The organism is Streptomyces malaysiense, from assembly GCF_000980885.2.
GTDB classification, from domain to species: Bacteria; Actinomycetota; Actinomycetes; order Streptomycetales; family Streptomycetaceae; genus Streptomyces; species Streptomyces malaysiense.
Window position 1 is genome coordinate 62,885 of record NZ_LBDA02000071.1, and the last position, 16,201, is coordinate 79,085.

At 74.3% G+C, this 16,201-nt stretch carries 17 protein-coding genes; 9 read left to right on the forward strand and 8 right to left on the reverse strand.

Going from position 1 to position 16,201, the window contains the following annotated elements; all coding sequences use genetic code 11:
- Positions 1-144: 144 nt before the first annotated feature.
- Positions 145-1,335, reverse strand: coding sequence for a flavin-containing monooxygenase (locus VT52_RS27870; RefSeq protein WP_046420818.1), 1,191 nt, complete (start codon positions 1,333-1,335; stop codon positions 145-147).
- A 155-nt stretch (positions 1,336-1,490) separates the two neighbouring features.
- Between VT52_RS27870 and VT52_RS27875 the strand changes: the two genes are divergently transcribed.
- Together VT52_RS27875 and VT52_RS27880 are read left to right on the forward strand one after the other, a co-directional pair.
- Entirely contained in the window at positions 1,491-1,889 is a 399-nt protein-coding gene (locus VT52_RS27875) for a Zn-ribbon domain-containing OB-fold protein (protein ID WP_046420854.1), read from the forward strand.
- A 15-nt stretch (positions 1,890-1,904) separates the two neighbouring features.
- The gene (locus tag VT52_RS27880; protein ID WP_046420820.1) at positions 1,905-2,768 is read left to right on the forward strand and encodes a GNAT family N-acetyltransferase; all 864 of its coding nucleotides are present in this window, start codon (positions 1,905-1,907) and stop codon (positions 2,766-2,768) included.
- Between the two features lie 13 nt (positions 2,769-2,781).
- Here VT52_RS27880 and VT52_RS27885 read toward each other — a convergent pair whose 3' ends face one another.
- Positions 2,782-3,450: a pyridoxine/pyridoxamine 5'-phosphate oxidase gene (locus VT52_RS27885; RefSeq protein ID WP_046420823.1), complete on the reverse strand. Its 669-nt coding sequence runs from the start codon at positions 3,448-3,450 to the stop codon at positions 2,782-2,784.
- 161 nt (positions 3,451-3,611) lie between these two features.
- On the opposite strand from VT52_RS27885, the gene VT52_RS27890 reads away from it, so the two are divergent.
- Positions 3,612-4,589: a CorA family divalent cation transporter gene (locus VT52_RS27890; protein WP_240509900.1), complete on the forward strand. Its 978-nt coding sequence runs from the start codon at positions 3,612-3,614 to the stop codon at positions 4,587-4,589.
- 15 nt (positions 4,590-4,604) lie between these two features.
- Here the strand turns inward: VT52_RS27890 and VT52_RS27895 are convergent, their stop codons facing one another.
- A complete protein-coding gene (locus VT52_RS27895; protein WP_046420826.1) occupies positions 4,605-5,774 on the reverse strand; it encodes a thiolase C-terminal domain-containing protein in 1,170 nt (389 codons plus the stop codon).
- Positions 5,775-5,869: 95 nt separating this feature from the next.
- Between VT52_RS27895 and VT52_RS27900 the strand changes: the two genes are divergently transcribed.
- The gene (locus tag VT52_RS27900) at positions 5,870-7,126 is read left to right on the forward strand and encodes an acyl-CoA dehydrogenase family protein (protein ID WP_046420828.1); all 1,257 of its coding nucleotides are present in this window, start codon (positions 5,870-5,872) and stop codon (positions 7,124-7,126) included.
- Positions 7,127-7,191: 65 nt separating this feature from the next.
- Positions 7,192-7,701, forward strand: coding sequence for a nitroreductase/quinone reductase family protein (locus tag VT52_RS27905; RefSeq protein ID WP_046420858.1), 510 nt, complete (start codon positions 7,192-7,194; stop codon positions 7,699-7,701).
- Here VT52_RS27905 and VT52_RS27910 read toward each other — a convergent pair.
- Positions 7,698-8,315 carry a LysE family translocator gene (locus VT52_RS27910; RefSeq protein ID WP_046420831.1) on the reverse strand — a complete coding sequence of 206 codons (618 nt, stop codon included), beginning with the start codon at positions 8,313-8,315 and terminating at the stop codon, positions 7,698-7,700. The genes VT52_RS27905 and VT52_RS27910 overlap by 4 nt on opposite strands.
- A gap of 82 nt (positions 8,316-8,397) precedes the next feature.
- Here VT52_RS27910 and VT52_RS27915 point away from each other — a divergent pair, with 82 nt between their 5' ends.
- Entirely contained in the window at positions 8,398-8,850 is a 453-nt protein-coding gene (locus VT52_RS27915) for an Lrp/AsnC family transcriptional regulator (protein ID WP_046420833.1), read from the forward strand.
- A gap of 107 nt (positions 8,851-8,957) precedes the next feature.
- On the opposite strand, the gene VT52_RS27920 is transcribed toward VT52_RS27915, so the two are convergent.
- Positions 8,958-9,593: a TetR family transcriptional regulator gene (locus tag VT52_RS27920; protein WP_046420835.1), complete on the reverse strand. Its 636-nt coding sequence runs from the start codon at positions 9,591-9,593 to the stop codon at positions 8,958-8,960.
- A 134-nt stretch (positions 9,594-9,727) separates the two neighbouring features.
- Here VT52_RS27920 and kbpA point away from each other — a divergent pair, with 134 nt between their 5' ends.
- From kbpA to VT52_RS27935, 3 genes are all read left to right on the forward strand, one after another.
- The gene (gene kbpA / locus VT52_RS27925; protein WP_167377752.1) at positions 9,728-10,555 is read left to right on the forward strand and encodes an AfsK-binding protein KbpA; all 828 of its coding nucleotides are present in this window, start codon (positions 9,728-9,730) and stop codon (positions 10,553-10,555) included.
- A 148-nt stretch (positions 10,556-10,703) separates the two neighbouring features.
- On the forward strand, positions 10,704-13,058 hold the full coding sequence (afsK, locus tag VT52_RS27930) for a protein serine/threonine kinase AfsK (protein ID WP_071387691.1): 2,355 nt from the start codon (positions 10,704-10,706) through the stop codon (positions 13,056-13,058).
- Positions 13,059-13,188: 130 nt separating this feature from the next.
- On the forward strand, positions 13,189-13,788 hold the full coding sequence (locus VT52_RS27935; protein ID WP_240509901.1) for a hypothetical protein: 600 nt from the start codon (positions 13,189-13,191) through the stop codon (positions 13,786-13,788).
- A 9-nt stretch (positions 13,789-13,797) separates the two neighbouring features.
- Here VT52_RS27935 and VT52_RS27940 read toward each other — a convergent pair whose 3' ends face one another.
- The 3 genes from VT52_RS27940 to VT52_RS27950 are packed head-to-tail and all read right to left on the reverse strand — an operon-like array spanning position 13,798 to position 16,136.
- Complete coding sequence (locus tag VT52_RS27940) at positions 13,798-14,571, reverse strand: enoyl-CoA hydratase/isomerase family protein (protein ID WP_240509902.1); 774 nt, start codon at positions 14,569-14,571, stop codon at positions 13,798-13,800.
- On the reverse strand, positions 14,568-14,975 hold the full coding sequence (locus tag VT52_RS27945; protein WP_046426399.1) for a Zn-ribbon domain-containing OB-fold protein: 408 nt from the start codon (positions 14,973-14,975) through the stop codon (positions 14,568-14,570). The genes VT52_RS27940 and VT52_RS27945 overlap by 4 nt, the downstream gene beginning before the upstream one ends.
- A gap of 6 nt (positions 14,976-14,981) precedes the next feature.
- Entirely contained in the window at positions 14,982-16,136 is a 1,155-nt protein-coding gene (locus VT52_RS27950) for a lipid-transfer protein (RefSeq protein ID WP_046426397.1), read from the reverse strand.
- Between the last annotated feature and the right edge of the window lie 65 nt (positions 16,137-16,201).

The window sequence follows — 16,201 nt, forward strand, 5'->3', positions numbered from 1 at the left end:
ACAGCACGTGTGAACTGACGCTCTGTCAGATTAACGAACCGACGGGTTGTCAGGAATGGGGCGGGGAGGGAAAGTTACCGGTGGGTGTCCGGCGTCCGGCGTCCGGCGTCCGGTGTCGCGGCCGCGACGGGCCTCCGGCTCGGGTCACCTGCCGCGGCCGCCCAGGTGGGCCGCCACCCCCTTGGCGATCCGCCCCGCGTCCCGCGCCAGTTCCCGCAGCATCCCGCTGATCGGGTTGGTGTACCCGGTGAAGTACAGGCCGGGGGCGGACTTCGGTGTCCGGCCGCCCCGCACCACCGGCCTTCCGCGCGGGTCGAGGACCTCCAGGTGCCCGACCAGCCCTTCGAGGCCGCGCGCGTACCCCGTCGCCGCGATCACCGCCTCCGGCTCGATCCGGGAGCCGTCCGCCAGGACCACCTTCCCGGCCTCGAAGGACTCCACGGCCGCGACGACCTCCACCTGGCCGCTCCGCACGGCGTCCAGCAGGCCCACGTCCTGCACCGGGATCGCGCCCTGCCTCACCCTGCTGTACAGGCCGGTGTCCGGGCGGGGCAGCCCCCGCGCGGACAGGTCGGGCATGGACAGCCTGGCCTGCTGCCGGGACAGCCCGTCCACCAGGCGCACCGGCAGCCGCCGTACCAGCACGCCCGTGTACTGGGCGGGCCAGCCGAGGGTGGAGCGGCGCACGATGTGCGGGACGGTGCGCACCGCGAGCCGGACTCGCGCGGCCCCGCCCTCCACCAGGTCCACGGCTATCTCGGCGCCGGTGTTGCCGGCCCCGACCACCAGCACGTCCCGCCCGGCGTACGGTCCCGCGTCGCGGTAGGTGCCGGCGTGCAGCAGCTCGCCGGCGTACGCCTCCCGGCCCGGCCAGTCGGGGATGCGCGGGGTGTGGTTGTAGCCGGTGGCGACGACCACCGCACTGCCGGTCAGCTCGCGGCCGCCGGACGCGTGCAGCAGCCAGCCGGTGCCGTCCTCGGTCCGTTCGACGCGGTGCACCCGCACACCGGTGACGATCTCCAGTTCGTGGTGCTCGGCGTACTTCTCCAGGTAGCGCACCATGTCGTCGCGGGACACCCAGCGGCCGAACCGGCGCGGGATCTTCAGGCCGGGCAGCGCGGACAGCCGGCGGGTGGTGTGCAGATGGAGCCGGTCGTAGTGGCGCCGCCAGGACGCGCCGACCGCGTCGGACTTCTCCAGCACCACCGCCCGTATGCCGCGCGCCCGCAGCGCGTACGCGGCGGCGAGGCCGCCGGGACCCGCGCCGATGACGTACACCGGGTGCTCCGCGGGGGTCGACGGGAGGTGCGTGGGGGTGGGGCGTGAGACGGCCATGAGCGGGAGCGTAATCATCCCCCTGCTTGATGGGTCTCGGTCAAGACGGGAATTGGTTCCGGATTGATCACGGATGTGCGGGGTGTGTGCGCGAATGGCGGGCGGAAGGGTCGGCAGGACCGAGTTTCTGACGTAGCGTCAGATATATGGATCCGATGAGCGATGGTCCGCGCCGCGACCTCCCCGAGGCCGACGCCTTCACCCGTCCCTACTGGGCGGCCGCCGCCGACGGCCGCCTCCTGATCCGCCGTTGCGCCGCCTGCGGCCGGGCGCACCACTACCCGCGCGAGTTCTGCCCCCACTGCTGGAGCGAGGACGTCTCCTGGGAGCGGGCCACCGGCCGCGCCACCCTCTACACCTGGTCCACGGTCCACCGCAACGACCTGCCCCCCTTCTCCGCCCGCACCCCGTACATCGCCGCCGTGGTCGACCTCGCGGAGGGGCCGCGGCTGATGACGGAGATCGTGGCGGCCGAGGAGGCGGAGCTGTCGGCGGGGATGCCGCTGCGGGTGGCGTTCACGGACGGTAAACCGGTTTTCCGCCCCGGCGGTTGAACCGATCATGAACCCATGCATCCCGAGTCCTGGCACCTGACCGACGACCTCGACGACTTCCTCGTGCGAGCGGGCGACTTCCTGCGTTCCCGTCCCGCGCCGCACACCGTGCCGCTGACGGTGACCGACACGCTCCGCAGGCGCGGCCTCCACTACTACGGCCCCGACGCGCCCCTCTTCGGCACCCTCGCGGCGGCGGACGGCGCGGTGCTCGCGGCGCTGACCCACACGCCTCCCCACGGCCTCTGCCTCACGCCCGTCACCCCGGAGGCGGCCGAGGCGCTGGCCGAGCGGCTGGCCGGCCTCGGCCGCCGGTTCTCGGAGGTGAGCGCCGAGCGGGACTCGGCGGCGGCCTTCGCGGCGGCCTGGCAGCGCCGGACCGGCGTGGAGGCTACGGTGCGCAGCCGTCAACGCCTGTATCGACTCGGCGAGTTGACGCCGCAGGAGCCCGCGCCTGAGGGCCGCCCGAGGGTGGCGGGGCCGGCCGACCGGGCATTGCTGACGCGCTGGTTCGGAGAGTTCGGGGAAGCCGTGGGCGAGGCCCCCGGGCGGGACGCGGGGCCGTGGGCGGACGCCCGTATCTCCTACGGCGGCGTCACCCTGTGGGAGGCCGCCGACGGCACACCCCTCGCCATGGCCGGGGCGACCAAGGAGATCGCGGGACAGGTGCGCGTCGCCCCTGTGTACACCCCGGCCCCGCTGCGGGGCCGCGGATACGCGGGCGCGGTCACCGCCGAGGTGAGCCGGGCCGCGCGCGCCGCCGGAGCGGCCGAGGTCCTCCTCTTCACCGATCTGGCCAACCCCACGAGCAACGGGCTGTACCAGCGGCTCGGCTACGCGGGGGTCGCGGACTTCACGGTGTGGGGCTTCGGGGCCTGACCGCGGCGCCCGCTCACGGCCACAGCAGCCCCCTGCTCCACCCGAACCCCGTGCTGCGGTACTCCAGCCGGACATGGGCCCGGTCGGCGGCGCCCTGGAAGAACTCGACCGTGTCCGGGCGCAGCCGGTAGAGGGTCCAGGTGGGGGCGGGCAGGGCGGGGTTCTCGCGGGCCTCGGTCCAGGCGGCCGCCGAGGCCCGGCGCAGCTCGTCCGCGGAGCCGAGCTCCTCGCTCTGGTGCCCGGTCAGCGCCGCCGCGAGGGCGCCCGTGGAGCGGGCGCGCAGATCGGCCTGGCTCTCCTCGGGCGCCGCCGCCGCCACCGGCCCGCGCACCCGCACCTGGCGGCCCAGCACCGGCCAGTAGAAGGTCAGGGCGGCGTACGGGCGGGCTTCGAGGGCACGGCCCTTGCGGCTCGTGGCGTGGGTGGCGAACGACCAGCCGTCGGGGTCGGCGCCGTGCAGCATCACGATCCGGGCGTCCGGCCGCCCCTCCTCGTCCACCGTGGCGAGCGTCATGGTGTGCGGCTCGGTCTGCCCGGCGTCCACCGCCTCGGCGAACCAGCTCGTGAACAGCGGCAGCGGGGTCGGCGGGGCCGTCCCCGGATCGAACGGCGGCAGCCGCGTCACCTCGGGCGACCAGACACGCTGGGTCAGGAGCAGGGCGTGGAGATCGTTCTGTGCCATGGGGCCGAGTATCCAAGCACGCCGGAGCGGGCCCGCTCCCGGCCGCCGTTCGCGCTCACCCGTTCGGGCCGCCCGGCGGCGCGCAGGAGGGCACCCGGGTGCGCGGACGCCGGGGTCCGCCCAGGCTGGGAGCGGGAGCGACGGGACCGAGAGTGAGGGCGATGATCGTAACGGTGGTGGCGATGCCGCAGGGCACCGTCGAGCGCGTCGACCTCGCGGAGGCCCGGCGCCGGCTCGCCGCCACCCGCTATCTCCTGGTGGACGTGGAGCTGCCGGAGGCGGGGCCGGTGGAGGAGGACGAGCGGCTGGCCCGGCGGCTCGGTCTGGGCGACGCGGACCTGGACTGGTTCGGGCGCCCCGGCGAGCCCGCCCGCGCCGACTTCCTCGGCGACACCGTCGGCCTGGTGGTCCCCGTGGTCCAGGACGAGCGGGTCGTCTACGCCCACGCCCTGGCCGGGGACCGCTACCTGGTCACCGCGCACCGGGGCCCCGCGTTCCTGGCCGCGGAGATCACCGCGCACGTGCGGCGGGAGCGGCCCCGCGACGCCGTGGCCCTGCTCTTCCTGCTGCTCCAGTCCGCCCTGGCCACCTTCCGCCGGGCCGCGGTGGCCGCGCTGCTGGAGGTGGAGGAGCTGGAGGACGCCATGTTCCAGCAGCGGCGCCCCGAGCAGGTCTTCCGGCTGTCCCGGCTGCGCCGCCGCTCCGCCCTGCTGCACCACACGCTGCTGCCCTACCTCCAGGTGGTGGACGAGGTCATCACCCGCCGGATGATGAGCCCCGACTTCCCGCTGGAACGGCAGCGGCTCTCCCGCGAGTTCCAGCACGTGGCCCGCATGGTCCTCACCGACATCGAGAGCCTCCAGGAGGCCACCCGCCGGGCGTACGGCAGCTACTCCTCCCTCGTCGCGGGCGAACAGAACAACGTGATCAACCGGCTGGCCATCGTGTCCGTGATCTTCCTGCCGCTGTCCTTCCTGACCGGCTTCTTCGGCATGAACTTCGCCTTCCTGACGGACGAGCTGGAGAGCCGCGCGGTCTTCTGGCTGCTCGCGATCGGGCTTCAGGTGTGCGTGCTCGGCGGCGCGTTCTACGTCCTGCACCGCACCCGTATCTGGCGGCGGCTGCGGGACGAGGACTGAGCGGGACCGGCGGGCTCAACGGCCGAGCACCACCGTGCCGGACGAGCAGAACCACCCCCCGGTGCCGGACGCGACCGCGAGGGCGGGCAACCGGCCGCCGGCGCGGCGCACCTGGCGCTCACCGGCCTCGCCGCGCAGCTGTCGTACCGCCTCCACCAGCAGGAACAGGCCGCGCATCCCCGGGTGCTGGGCGGACAGGCCGCCGCCGTCCGTGTTCACCGGGAGATCGCCGCCGCGCACCAGCAGCCGGTTCTTCCCGACGAACGCCCCGCCCTCGCCCTTGGCACAGAAGCCCAGGTCCTCCAGCGTCACCAGGGTCATGTAGGTGAAGGCGTCGTAGATCTCGGCGAGGTCGATCTCGGCGGGGCGCACCCCGGCCCGTCCGAAGGCGAGCCGGCCGCTGACCGCCGCCGGGGACACGGTGAAGTCGGGCCACTCGGACATCGCCGCGTGCGAGACGTGCTCGCCGGTGCCGAGCACCCAGACGGGGGCCGTGCGGCAGTCCCGCGCGACCTCCTCGGCGGTCAGCAGTACCGCGGCGCCGCCGTCCGAACGCAGGCAGCAGTGCAGCTTGGTGAAGGGATCGGCGATCAGCGGGCCCGCCAGCACCTCGTCCACGGTGATCGGCGTCCGGAACATCGCCTCCGGGTTCAGGGCCGCGTTCGCCCGCGCCTGCACCGCGACCTCGGCCAGCTGCTCGATCGTCGTGCCGTGCTCGATCATGTGCCGGCGCGCCGCCATCGCGTACTTGGCGACGAGCGTGTGCCCGTACGGCGCCTCGAACTGGAGCGGACCGCGCGTCCCGAAGGACAACTCGCCCGTACGGCGGCCCGCCTTGACGTCCGCCCGCGCGGTCGAACCGTAGACCAGCAGGACCGCGTCGGCGTGTCCCGCGGCGATCGCGTCCGCCGCGTGGGCCGCCATCACCTCCCAGGTGGAGCCGCCCACGGAGGTGGAGTCCACCCAGGTGGGGCGCAGGCCCAGGTACTCGGCGACCTCCACCGGGGCCAGCGTGCCGAGGCCCGCTGAGGCGAAGCCGTCCACCTCGGACCGGTCGAGACCGGCGTCCGCGAGCGCGCGGCGGGCCGCCTGGGCGCCCAGGGCGTACGGCGTCGCGTCGGCGACCCGCCCGCACTCGGAGAGCGCCACGCCGGCCACGGCGACGTTCCGGCTCACGCGCGTCATGGGAGACCTCCTGCCCCTGGGCATATCGCGTCGGCCCTCCTAATATGACGGTCCGTCAGATCTCGTGGGAAGAGCCGGAACCGGAAGGGTTGCCCATGGACACCCGTCTCACCGCCGAGCAGGGCGAGATCCGCCGGTCCCTGCGCGAGCTGCTGCACGCCCGCTGCGGGCCGGCCGAGTCGAGGGCCGCCGTCGGGACCCCGGCCGGGTACGACCCCCTGCTGTGGGCCGCGCTCGCCGAGCGGCTCGGGCTGCCGGGGCTTGCGCTGCCCGAACGGTACGGCGGGGTCGGCTGCTCGGTCACCGAACTGGCCCTCGCCTGCGAGGAGACGGGGCGTGTCCTCGCCCCCTCCCCGCTGCTCGCCACCTGCGTCCTCACCGCCCCGCTGGTCCTCGCCCTCGGCACCGAGGCCCAGCGCGCGCGGCTGCTGCCCCGGATCGCCGGTGGCACCCTCACCGCGGCGCTCGCCGTGCCGGGCCCCGACCTCGCCACCGCGCTGGCCCTGACCGGCGGGAACGGCGGGTACGTCGCCGGCGGCGGCCGGGCGGGCGGGGTCCAGGCCAGGCACGGCCCAGGAGGGTGGCGGCTGTACGGGCAGGTGGACCAGGTCCTCGACGGGCACAGCGCCGGACTGCTGCTGGTCGCCGCGCACACCGGGGGCTACGCCCGTGCGCGGACCCGGCTGTTCCTGGTCGAGGGGGACGCCGCGGGGGTCGTGCGGACCCGGCGGACGGCACTGGACGCGACACGGCCGCAGGGGCTGGTGCAACTGCGCGACGTGTGCGGAGAGCCACTGGGGCCGGAGGGATCGGAGGGATCGGAGGGATCGGAGGGATCGGAGGGGCCGGAGGGCGGCCGGCTCACGGAGGGCGCGGACGTGCGGGCGGCGTTCGCGGCGCTCGGGGACCCGGTCGCCGCCGTCCTCGCCGCCGAGGCCGTGGGGGCGGCGGACCGGGTGCTGGAGCGGACGGTGGCGTACGTCGGGCAGCGCGAGCAGTTCGGGCGGCCGGTGGGGTCCTTCCAGGCGGTCAAGCACCGGCTGGCGGAGGTGTACGTGGGGGTGCAGGCCGCACGGTCGGCCGCGTACTACGCCGCCTGGGTGGCGGCGGGGGGAGCCGGCGAGGGGTTCGGGGGGCCGGCGCTGGCGCAGGCGCTGGAGGCGCTGCGGTCGGCGGCGGCCGAGGGGATCCAGCTGCACGGGGGGATCGGGTTCACCTGGGAGCACGACGCGCATCTGTACTTCAAGCGGGCGGCCGGGGACGAGCTGCTGTTCGGGCCGGGACATCGGCTGCGGGGCCGGGCGGCCGAGCGGGCGGGACTGTTCGCGGCGGCGGGGAGGGCGGGGGCGTGAGGCGGGCGGGGCGTTCGGCGGAGGCCGGGGCGCGGGCCGGGGTCGGGGTGCGCCTGGTGCGGAAGATGTCCGCCGGCCGGGGGTTCGCCCGGGTCGCACCGCACGTGATCCCGGCGCTCGACCGGGGAGTGCACCGGCTCACCCGGGGGCGCAGGCTGCTCAGCACGACGATGCTGCCCGGGGTGATCCTCACGTCCACGGGCGCCCGGAGCGGGCTGCCGCGCAGGACGCCGCTGGCCTGCATGCCGGAGGGCGCGGCGGCCGGCGGGCGGACGCGGGGCGCGGGACCGGCGGCGCGGCCGGAGGGCGGCGAGGCCGGAGGGCGGAGCTGGATACTCGTCGGTTCCAACTTCGGGCGGCCCGGACATCCCGCCTGGACCCACAACCTGCTCGCGAACCCGCGGGCGTCGATCAGCTGGCGGGGCGCGGACGTGCCCGTCACCGCCGTACTGCTGGCGGGGGAGGAGCGGACGGCGGTGTGGGCGGCGGTCCTGGCGTTCTGGCCGCCGTACGCCGCGTACCAGAAGCGGACGAGCCGGGAGATCAGACTCTTCCGGCTGACCGAATACACCTAGAGCGTCGCCAGTCGTTCCACCAGCAGGAACGCCCCGATGCCGAGCATGGCCGCGCCCGAGGTGCGGGTCACCGCGCGAGCCGCGGCGGGGCGGGCGTGGAGCAGGGCGCGGGCGAGGCCGCCGACCGTGAGGTAGACGGCCGCGCAGCACGCCATGTGGAGCAGGCCGAGGGCCGCGGTCTGCGCGGGGACGGGCAGATGGGCGCCGCGCAGGGTCAGGAACTGGGGGAGCACGGAGAGGTAGAGCAGCAGGCCCTTGGGGTTCAGTCCGCTGATCGTGGCCCCGCGCAGGAAGGGACGCCCCGCCGCGGTCTCCGGCGTGCCCGCCCGCGGGGTGGCCGGACGGCGCAGCACGCCCCAGCCCAGCCACAGCAGATAGCCGGCACCCACCACGGTCAGCGCCGTCAGCAGCCGGGGCGAGCCCGCGACCAGGACCGCGAGGCCGGCCGTCGCCAGGGCCGTGTGCAGGGCGTATCCGCAGACCAGGCCCGCCACCGCGCGCGGGACCCGGGCGCCGCGCAGGGCGGTCGCGATGACGTACGCCCAGTCGGCGCCCGGCACGCACACCAGCAGCAGGTCCACGACGAGGAAGGAGAAGAGCAGTCCCGAGTCCATGGAGGGGACATTAGGCGCGATCCTCCCGAAAGTGTTCCCGAAGTTTGCCCATGATCCGCGCTTGTGCGCAAATATCTACTCCATGGACGACGTGGACCGGAAGATCCTTGCCGAGCTCCAGCAGGACGGGCGGCTGACCGTGACCGAGCTGGCCGCGCGGGTGCGGCTCAGCGTCTCGCCGTGCCACCGTCGGCTGCGTGAGCTGGAGCGTTCCGGCGCGATCCAGGGCTACCGGGCGGTGGTGGACGCCACGGCGCTCGGGCTGAACTTCGAGGCGCTGGTCTTCGTGTCCATGCGGCAGGAGGACCGGGACACGGTGGCCGAGTTCGAGCGGGCGGTCGGCGAGCTGGACCACGTGCTGGACGCGCAGCGGCTGTTCGGGGAGCCGGACTATCTCCTGCGGGTGGCCACGGCCGACCTCGCGGCGTTCCAGCGGCTGTACGACGAGCGGCTCGCGACGCTGCCGGGGGTGCAGCGGCTGACGTCGACCCTGGTGATGAAGCACGTGGTGCAGGACCGGCCGCTCCCGGCGTGAGCCCCGTGCCGCCCGCCACAGCACGGCAGGCGGCGGCTCACGTCGGTGAACCACCGCCTGGAAGACAGGACTTGGCTGTTAAGGGGACGCGCTGATTCCCGCAGGTGCTATTTCGACGGCTTGCGCCCCGTGACGCCCAGATGGATCAACAGGGCCAGGTTGGGCTTGAGTTCGGCCTGCTTGACGCCCCAGGAGGAGAAGCCCCTCTGGTGGGCGGCGACCGCGGCGAGCATCGCGACGAGGGAGCCGGCCACCGCGGAGGGGTTCACGTCCTTGTCGACGCGGCCCTTGGACTGGAGTTCCGCGATCGAGTCGGCGAGCGAGTTGTTCACCGAGTTGAGGATCTTCATGCGGATCTTGTAGAACCGTTTGTCCCCTTCGGCGGCGCCGAGGTCGACCACGCGCAGGATCGCGTCGTGCTTCTTCCAGAAGTCCAGGAAGCCGTCCACGAGTTCCTGCGCGGTCTGCCAGCCGGACTTGCCGGCCCAGGAGCGCCCTTCGAGCAGCTCGGTCAATCCGGCGCCCTCGGCCGCCATTTGGTCGGCGATCTCCAGGACGGCGCCCTCGACGTCCGGGAAGTACTGGTAGAAGGTCGCGGGCGAAGTGCCCGCCTTCCGGGCGACATCGATGACCTTGACGTCCCGGTACGGGGAGGAGCTGAGCATCTCGCTGAGGCAGTCGAGCAGCTTCTGCCGGGTCGCCTGCCCACGCCTACCGGCCACGCGGCCGTCGACGGTACGCACTTGTCCTGTCATGCCGTCAGCTTACCGAGGGGTGATGGGAGCGCGATTCGGCCGACTGCAAATGGGGTGCGCGGGCCTGTCGAGCCTGGTGTGCCTGGTCTGCGCGCTGCGCCACACCCGGTTACTTTGACGACATGGCCGAAAACAGGGCATCCGCGAACGAAGAGCCACACGGGGGTGGTAAACCGGCCCCGGCCCCGCATCCAGCCTCCGCCGGGGAGCCGTCCCCCGAGGCCCCCGCCCCCGGCGCCGTCCCGCCCCCCTACCCCGAAGGCACCCCCTGCTGGCTCGACGCGCAGCTGCCCGACCTCGAAGGCGGCAAGCGGTTCTACGGGGAGCTCTTCGGGTGGAGCTTCCAGGAGGGGGAGGCGGGGTCCGTGTGGGCCGTTCTGGACGGGCGGCCGGTGGCGCAGCTGGGGCGGAAGGCGGACGGGCGGCTGCCCACCGTCTGGACGGTGTACTTCGCGACGCCGGACATCCAGGCGCTCGGCCGGCGGATCACGGCGGCCGGCGGTCAGCTGGTCGTGGCACCGCACCCGGTCGCCGAACTCGGCCGGTCCGGACTCGCCGCCGACCCCGAGGGGGCGGTGTTCGGGCTGTGGCAGGCACGCCGGCACCCGGGGTTCGGGATCCGCCACGAGCCCGGCACCTTCGTCTGGGCCGAGCTGTACGCCCGCGACACCACCGGCGCGAACACCTTCTACGGCGGCCTGTTCCACCACGCCCTGTTCGCCCCCGGTGCCGACCCCGACTTCGGCCGGGCCGAGGTCACCGACGTCTTCCCCGCCGAGATGCCCCCGCACATCCTCGCCCACTTCCGTGTCGCCGGCCTCGACGAGGCGCTCGACGCCGTCCAGCGGCTCGGCGGACGTGTGCAGGCGCCCCCGTTCGAGGCGTCGTACGGACGGGTGGCCGTCGTCACCGACAATCAAGGGGCGTCGTTCGCACTTCTGGAGCGGTAGGACATCCCGATTTGTCCCCGGGTTCGCAACCGGCCGCCCGGCCAGGAAGAATCGGGGTCCGTGCCGCCATGGCGGTGCGGTGGTGAGACGCTGCACTTTGGTCGCGTAAAAAGGGCTGGCGCGGCCAGTACGGGGAGGTGGCAGGCAAGTGGATCAGCTGACGCAGCACGATCCGCGGCGGATCGGGCCGTTCGAGGTGCTGGGCCGGCTGGGTGCCGGCGGCATGGGGCTGGTCTATCTCGCGCGCTCGGCGTCCGGCCGGCGTGTGGCGATCAAGACGGTGCGCACGGAACTGGCCGAGGACCAGCTCTTCCGCGTCCGCTTCACCCGTGAGGTGGAGGCGGCCCGCGCGGTCTCCGGCTTCTACACGGCCGCCGTGGTCGACGCCGACCCGCGCGCCGCCGTGCCGTGGCTGGCCACCGCCTACGTCCCCGCGCCCTCCCTCGAGGAGATAGTGAACGAGTGCGGGCCGCTGCCGGCGCAGGCCGTGCGCTGGCTCGCCGCGGGTGTCGCCGAGGCCCTGCAGTCCATCCACGGCGCGGGCCTGGTCCACCGCGACCTCAAGCCGTCCAACGTGCTCGTGGTCGAGGACGGTCCCCGGGTGATCGACTTCGGTATCGCGTCCGGTGTCTCGAACACCCGTCTGACCATGACGAACGTCGCCGTCGGCACCCCCGCCTACATGTCCCCCGAGCAGGCCAAGGACTCCCGCAGCGTCACCGGCGCCAGTGATGTCTTCTCGCTCGGCTCCATGCTCGTCTTCGCGGCCACCGGACACCCGCCCTTCCACGGCGCCAACCCGGTCGAGACCGTGTTCATGCTGCTGCGCGAGGGCCCCGACCTCAGCGGTCTGCCGGACGAGCTGCGCCCCCTCATCGAGGTCTGCATGCAGATGGAGGCCCCCGGCCGTCCGTCGCCCGCCGATCTCCAGGCCCAGCTCGCGCCGCATCTCTTCGGTTCCGGGTCCGACGACAGCGGCACCGCCTCCGCCTGGCTGCCCGAGAAGGCCGTCGCCCTGATCGAGTCCCGCCGCGGCGGCCGGCCGGCCCCCAGGCCCGTCCCGGTGGCGACCGGCCCCGACCCGCGCCCCACCGCCGGTCCGGCGGTCCCGCCGCCCCCGGCGTACGACCCGCCGGGCCCGTCGGCCTCCTTCGCGGCCCCGGCCGCCGCCCCCGACACCGGCCCCGTCCGGCTCGCCGGCGCCCCGGTCCCGATCGGCCCCGGCCCGCGCGTCGCCGACGCCCGCGCCGCCGCCGTCAAGGCGCCCCCGCCGGAGGCCGGACTCGTCACCAACTGGTCCCGCCCGCGCCCCGGAGTGGCCGGCGCCGACCCCGCCGTACCCGCCGCCCCGCCCGGCCCCCCGGAGCAGGCGAGCGGCTGGCGTCCCTGGCGCTTCCGCATGTCGAACGACGTCTGGGGCACCCCCTCGGTCGACGGCGACCTCGTCTACGTGACCTCCTTCGAGGTGCACGCCCTCGACGTGGGCACCGGCCGGCGCCGTTTCAAGACCCGGGACGTGGCCTGGTCCATGGCCGTCGCGGACGGACGGGTGCACGCCTCCGACGGTCCCACCCTGTTCGCCCTGGACGCCCGCGAGGGCAACGATCTGTGGCGGCTGTCCACGGACGCCTGGGTGTACTCCCTCAAGGCCGACCGCGGCACCGTCGTCACCGGCACCCGGGGCGGCGGCGTCCAGGCGTGGGAGGCGGCGAACGGACAGCGCCTGTGGGAGATCGGCGGCTGCCAGACCGACTTCGAGACCCCAGAGGCGGGCCCGCTCCTCCACGAGGGCACGGTGTACGTCTGGCAGGACGCCCGGCTGCGCGCGCTGGACGCCCGCACCGGGGACGAGCGCTGGGCGTACCCGATCGGCGACGCGGCCTCCTGCGGCGGCGTCCCGGTGCGGCTCACCCCGGCCCCCGACGGCTACGTGTACGTCTCCGCAGGCAGCCGCGTCCTCACCGTCGAGGCGGCCAGCGGCATGGTGCGCTGGCACTTCGAGGCCCCGGCGGTCTTCCTCAGCCCGCCCGCCTTCGCCCCCGGCCCCGCCGTCACCGGCGGCGGTGTCTACCTCGTCGACTACCTCGGCACGGTCTACGCCCTCGACGCCGCCGACGGCCGCGACCGCTGGCGCATCGCCACCGAGGCCCGTTCCTCCGTCGAGCCGGTCCTGGTGGCCGCCGGGCACGTCCATGTCGGCAGCGGCAAGGGCCTGTACACCCTGGACGCGGTCACCGGCACCCCCAAGTGGCGCTTCCAGGCGGGCGGGGACGTGGTGGGCGCACCGGCGGTCGCGGAGGGACGGATCCACTTCGGCTCCACCGACCACCTGCTCTACACCCTCAAGGCCGACGACGGCCGGCTCCGCTGGAAGCTGGCCACCGGCGGTGAGATCACCGGCTCCCCGGTGGTCAGGGACGGAGTGGTGTACGCGTGCAGCAAGGACCGCTGTGTGTACGCGCTGGACGCGGAGAAGGGCACGGGCACGGCTCGTACGGCCTGACGCGCGAGGCGTGACGGCCGTCGCACCGGTTCACGGAAAGGGCTCCGGACGGCGGCCGTCCCAGGGCCGACGCTACCCGGCGTGCCCGTGCCCCGCCATGTGGTGAACGGTGCTGGATAGGGTGGTCGTCATGCCCATGCCTACACGGACGCGCGCGCTCAGGTTCACGGCCGTACTGGCCTTCGTGGTCCTCGGTCTCACGGGCTTCTCCCGAGGGGGACACGGCGGTCACGGCCACGGTCACGGCCACGGCGGCGGGGGTGGCGGGTGCAGCAGTTCCCGTCAGGACCACGACGCCTCGTCCTCCTCGTCCTCCACCTCGGGGGGCGGTTCGTACGACGGCACCGGCGACGGCACGAGCGGGGCGGGCACCACGGGCGGCACCCGCGGCACGTACCGCCACCGCCCCACGCACGGCGCCACTCCCTCCGCGTCCTCCTCCGGCGGCGGCAGCGCGCCCGAGGACGGCCGGGTGAGGCTGATCGGCTGCGCGAGCGCGGGAAAGCCCTACGCGACCGTCGAGTTGACGAACCCGAACGACCGCCGGACCACCTTCGGCGTCGAGGTCTCCTTCCAGGACCGGGACGGCACGCAGCTCGACCTCGGCCGGGGGGACGTCACCGTGCCGGCGAACGGCACGGTGCGGGCCCGGGTCGCGTACGACGCCGGGTACTCCACGGACCTGCCGGACCACTGCGCGGCCGAGCCGCGGGCCGCCGCCGAGGACTGACGGCCCCGCTCACCGCACCCGGAACTCCCGCCGCCGCGCCGCGAACAGCTCCGCCTGCCGGGCGGGCGGGAGATTGCCGAGGGCGATGAGGTGCGGGGCCTGGGCGAACGCCTGCGCGCGGGTGGCCTCGCGCGCCGCCCACAGGGCCCGCACGGTCCCCTGCACCCCCGCCGGCGGATACCCGGCGACCACCTCGGCCCGGCGCACGGCGGCCGCCAGCGGGTCGCCGTCCGCCGTGAGTTCGGACACCAGCCCGATCGCATGGGCCCGCTCGGCGGAGATCCGCTCGGCCGTCCCCATGAGCATCATCCGGGCCGCCTCCCCGTAGGGCATCCGCTCGGCCATGAGCACCGACTCGTAGGCGCTGACCATGCCGTACGTCGTGTGCGGATCGAAGAACTCCGCTGTGCGGTCCGCGACCACGAACTCGCACTCGCCCAGCAGATAGAAGGCCCCGCCGCACGCCATCCCGCGCACCGCCGCGACGACCGGCTTCCACAGCCCGTTCGCCTTCGGCCCGACGCCCAGCAGCGGATCGTCCTGCGCGTACGGCGACGACGGCTGCGGCACCACGGTGTCCCGGTCGATCCCGGTGCAGAACGCCCGCTCCCCGGCCCCGGTGAGCACGACGGCCCGTACGGAGTCGTCGAACCTCAGCCGCCGCCAGGTCCGGCGCAGTTCCCGGACCATCTCCGCGTCGACGGCGTTGAGCCGCTCGGGGCGGTCCAGGGTGACGACGGCGACCCCGGTGTCCTCGTCGGCCGCCAGGCGCACGGTGCTCACGCGAGCACCCACTGCGGCAGCCCCTCGTGGAAGACCGCCCGCACCCGGGCGCCGATCCGGATGCGCGCGGGATCGAGGGAGCCGAGCGGCGCGCCCGCCCCGGTGACCAGATTGCCGACCAGCCGGATGCGCGGGGCGTCGGCCGGCTCCACCACGACCACGTTGTACGGCGCCTGTTCCGCGTAGGCGGGCAGCAGCGGCGGGTGCGCGACGACGTACGACCACACCCGTCCGCGCCCCGACAGCGGCCGCCACTCGCTCGCGAAGGACCGGCAGTGCGGGCAGCAGGGCCGGGGCGGGAAGCGGGGCTCGCCGCACTCCCCGCAGGTCTGTACGCGCAGTTCCCCGCGGGCCGCGTACTCCCAGAAGGGCGCGCCGTCGGCGTCGGTGACCGGCTTCAGCATCGGGGATCAACTCCTCAGCAGCAGCGCGGAGGTGGGGACGCTCTCCCCCGCGGTGACCAGGCAGGTGGCGGCGCCGGGAACCTGCGCGGTGCTGGTGCCGCGCAGTTGCTTCACCCCTTCGGTGATGAGGTTGAAGCCGTGCACATATCCCTCGGAGAGCCCGCCGCCCCCGGTGTTGAGGGGCAGCCGTCCACCGGTCTCCAGGGCTCCCTGCTCGGTGAAGGCGCCGCCCTCTCCTCGCCCGCAGAAGCCGTAACCCTCCAGGGAGAGCGGGACGAGGACGGTGAACCCGTCGTAGATCTGCGCCACGTCCACGTCGTCCGGGGTGAGGTCGGCGTGCTTCCACAGATGCCGGGCGGCGGTCCAGGCCGGGCCGGTGAGCGGATCGTCGCTCCAGTAGTTGACCATGCCGTGGTGCTGGGCGGGGAGGCCCTGGGCCGCGGCGTGGACGTACACGGGCTTGCGGCGGCAGTCCCGGGCCCGCTCCCGCCCGACGACGACACACGCCAGCGCCCCGTCCGTCTCCAGGCAGTTGTCGAAGAGGCAGAGGGGTTCGCTGATCCAGCGGGACGTCATGTACATCTCGCGGGTGAGCGGGCGGTCGTACATCACGGCGGCCGGGTTCTGGTTGGCCCGGTTGCGGCAGGCGAGGGCGACGTTGAAGAGGTGGTCGCGGGTGGCGCCGTACTCGTGCATGTACCGCCGCGCCAGCATGGCCGTCTCGTCCACGGGCCGCAGCAGCCCGAAGGGCCGGGTCCACTGTGCGGGGGTGGGCAGTTGGCCGGTGCCGCCGGACCACGGCCGGGGCCCGCTGCCGCGCTTTCGGGAGCGCCAGGCGACGCCCACGGTGGCCTGCCCGGCGGCGATGGCGGCGGCGAGGAGCGCGACGGTGGCGCACGAACCGCCGCCCCCGTAACCCACCTTCGCGAAGCAGGTGAGATCTCCGAACCCCACCGCCTTCGCCAGCTCCACCTCGTCCGTCTCCTCCATCGTGTAGGAGGCCACGGCGTCGACCTCGCCGGGCGCGATGCCGGCGTCGTCCAGCGCGGCGAGCACGGCCCGGCAGGCCAGCGTCCTCTCGTCCTCCGGAAGGCGCCTGGCGAACGCGGTCTGCCCGATCCCGACGATGGCCGTGGCGTCCTTGAACCCCGTCCCTGCCATGGCTGCGGCCCCCTTCCCGTGGCTGACAGCCCGTCAGGTTACCGCTAATCTGACGGATAGTCAGC

What these genes read in the sequence shown, in the direction of transcription:
- VT52_RS27870 (WP_046420818.1), bottom strand. Translation starts at nt 1,335, where the DNA reads ATGGCCGTCTCACGCCCCACCCCCACGCACCTCCCGTCGACCCCCGCG.
- VT52_RS27875 (WP_046420854.1), top strand. Translation starts at nt 1,491, where the DNA reads ATGAGCGATGGTCCGCGCCGCGACCTCCCCGAGGCCGACGCCTTCACC.
- VT52_RS27880 (WP_046420820.1), top strand. Translation starts at nt 1,905, where the DNA reads ATGCATCCCGAGTCCTGGCACCTGACCGACGACCTCGACGACTTCCTC.
- VT52_RS27885 (WP_046420823.1), bottom strand. Translation starts at nt 3,450, where the DNA reads ATGGCACAGAACGATCTCCACGCCCTGCTCCTGACCCAGCGTGTCTGG.
- VT52_RS27890 (WP_240509900.1), top strand. Translation starts at nt 3,612, where the DNA reads ATGATCGTAACGGTGGTGGCGATGCCGCAGGGCACCGTCGAGCGCGTC.
- VT52_RS27895 (WP_046420826.1), bottom strand. Translation starts at nt 5,774, where the DNA reads ATGACGCGCGTGAGCCGGAACGTCGCCGTGGCCGGCGTGGCGCTCTCC.
- VT52_RS27900 (WP_046420828.1), top strand. Translation starts at nt 5,870, where the DNA reads ATGGACACCCGTCTCACCGCCGAGCAGGGCGAGATCCGCCGGTCCCTG.
- VT52_RS27905 (WP_046420858.1), top strand. Translation starts at nt 7,192, where the DNA reads ATGTCCGCCGGCCGGGGGTTCGCCCGGGTCGCACCGCACGTGATCCCG.
- VT52_RS27910 (WP_046420831.1), bottom strand. Translation starts at nt 8,315, where the DNA reads ATGGACTCGGGACTGCTCTTCTCCTTCCTCGTCGTGGACCTGCTGCTG.
- VT52_RS27915 (WP_046420833.1), top strand. Translation starts at nt 8,398, where the DNA reads ATGGACGACGTGGACCGGAAGATCCTTGCCGAGCTCCAGCAGGACGGG.
- kbpA (WP_167377752.1), top strand. Translation starts at nt 9,728, where the DNA reads ATGGCCGAAAACAGGGCATCCGCGAACGAAGAGCCACACGGGGGTGGT.
- VT52_RS27935 (WP_240509901.1), top strand. Translation starts at nt 13,189, where the DNA reads ATGCCCATGCCTACACGGACGCGCGCGCTCAGGTTCACGGCCGTACTG.
- VT52_RS27945 (WP_046426399.1), bottom strand. Translation starts at nt 14,975, where the DNA reads ATGCTGAAGCCGGTCACCGACGCCGACGGCGCGCCCTTCTGGGAGTAC.
- VT52_RS27950 (WP_046426397.1), bottom strand. Translation starts at nt 16,136, where the DNA reads ATGGCAGGGACGGGGTTCAAGGACGCCACGGCCATCGTCGGGATCGGG.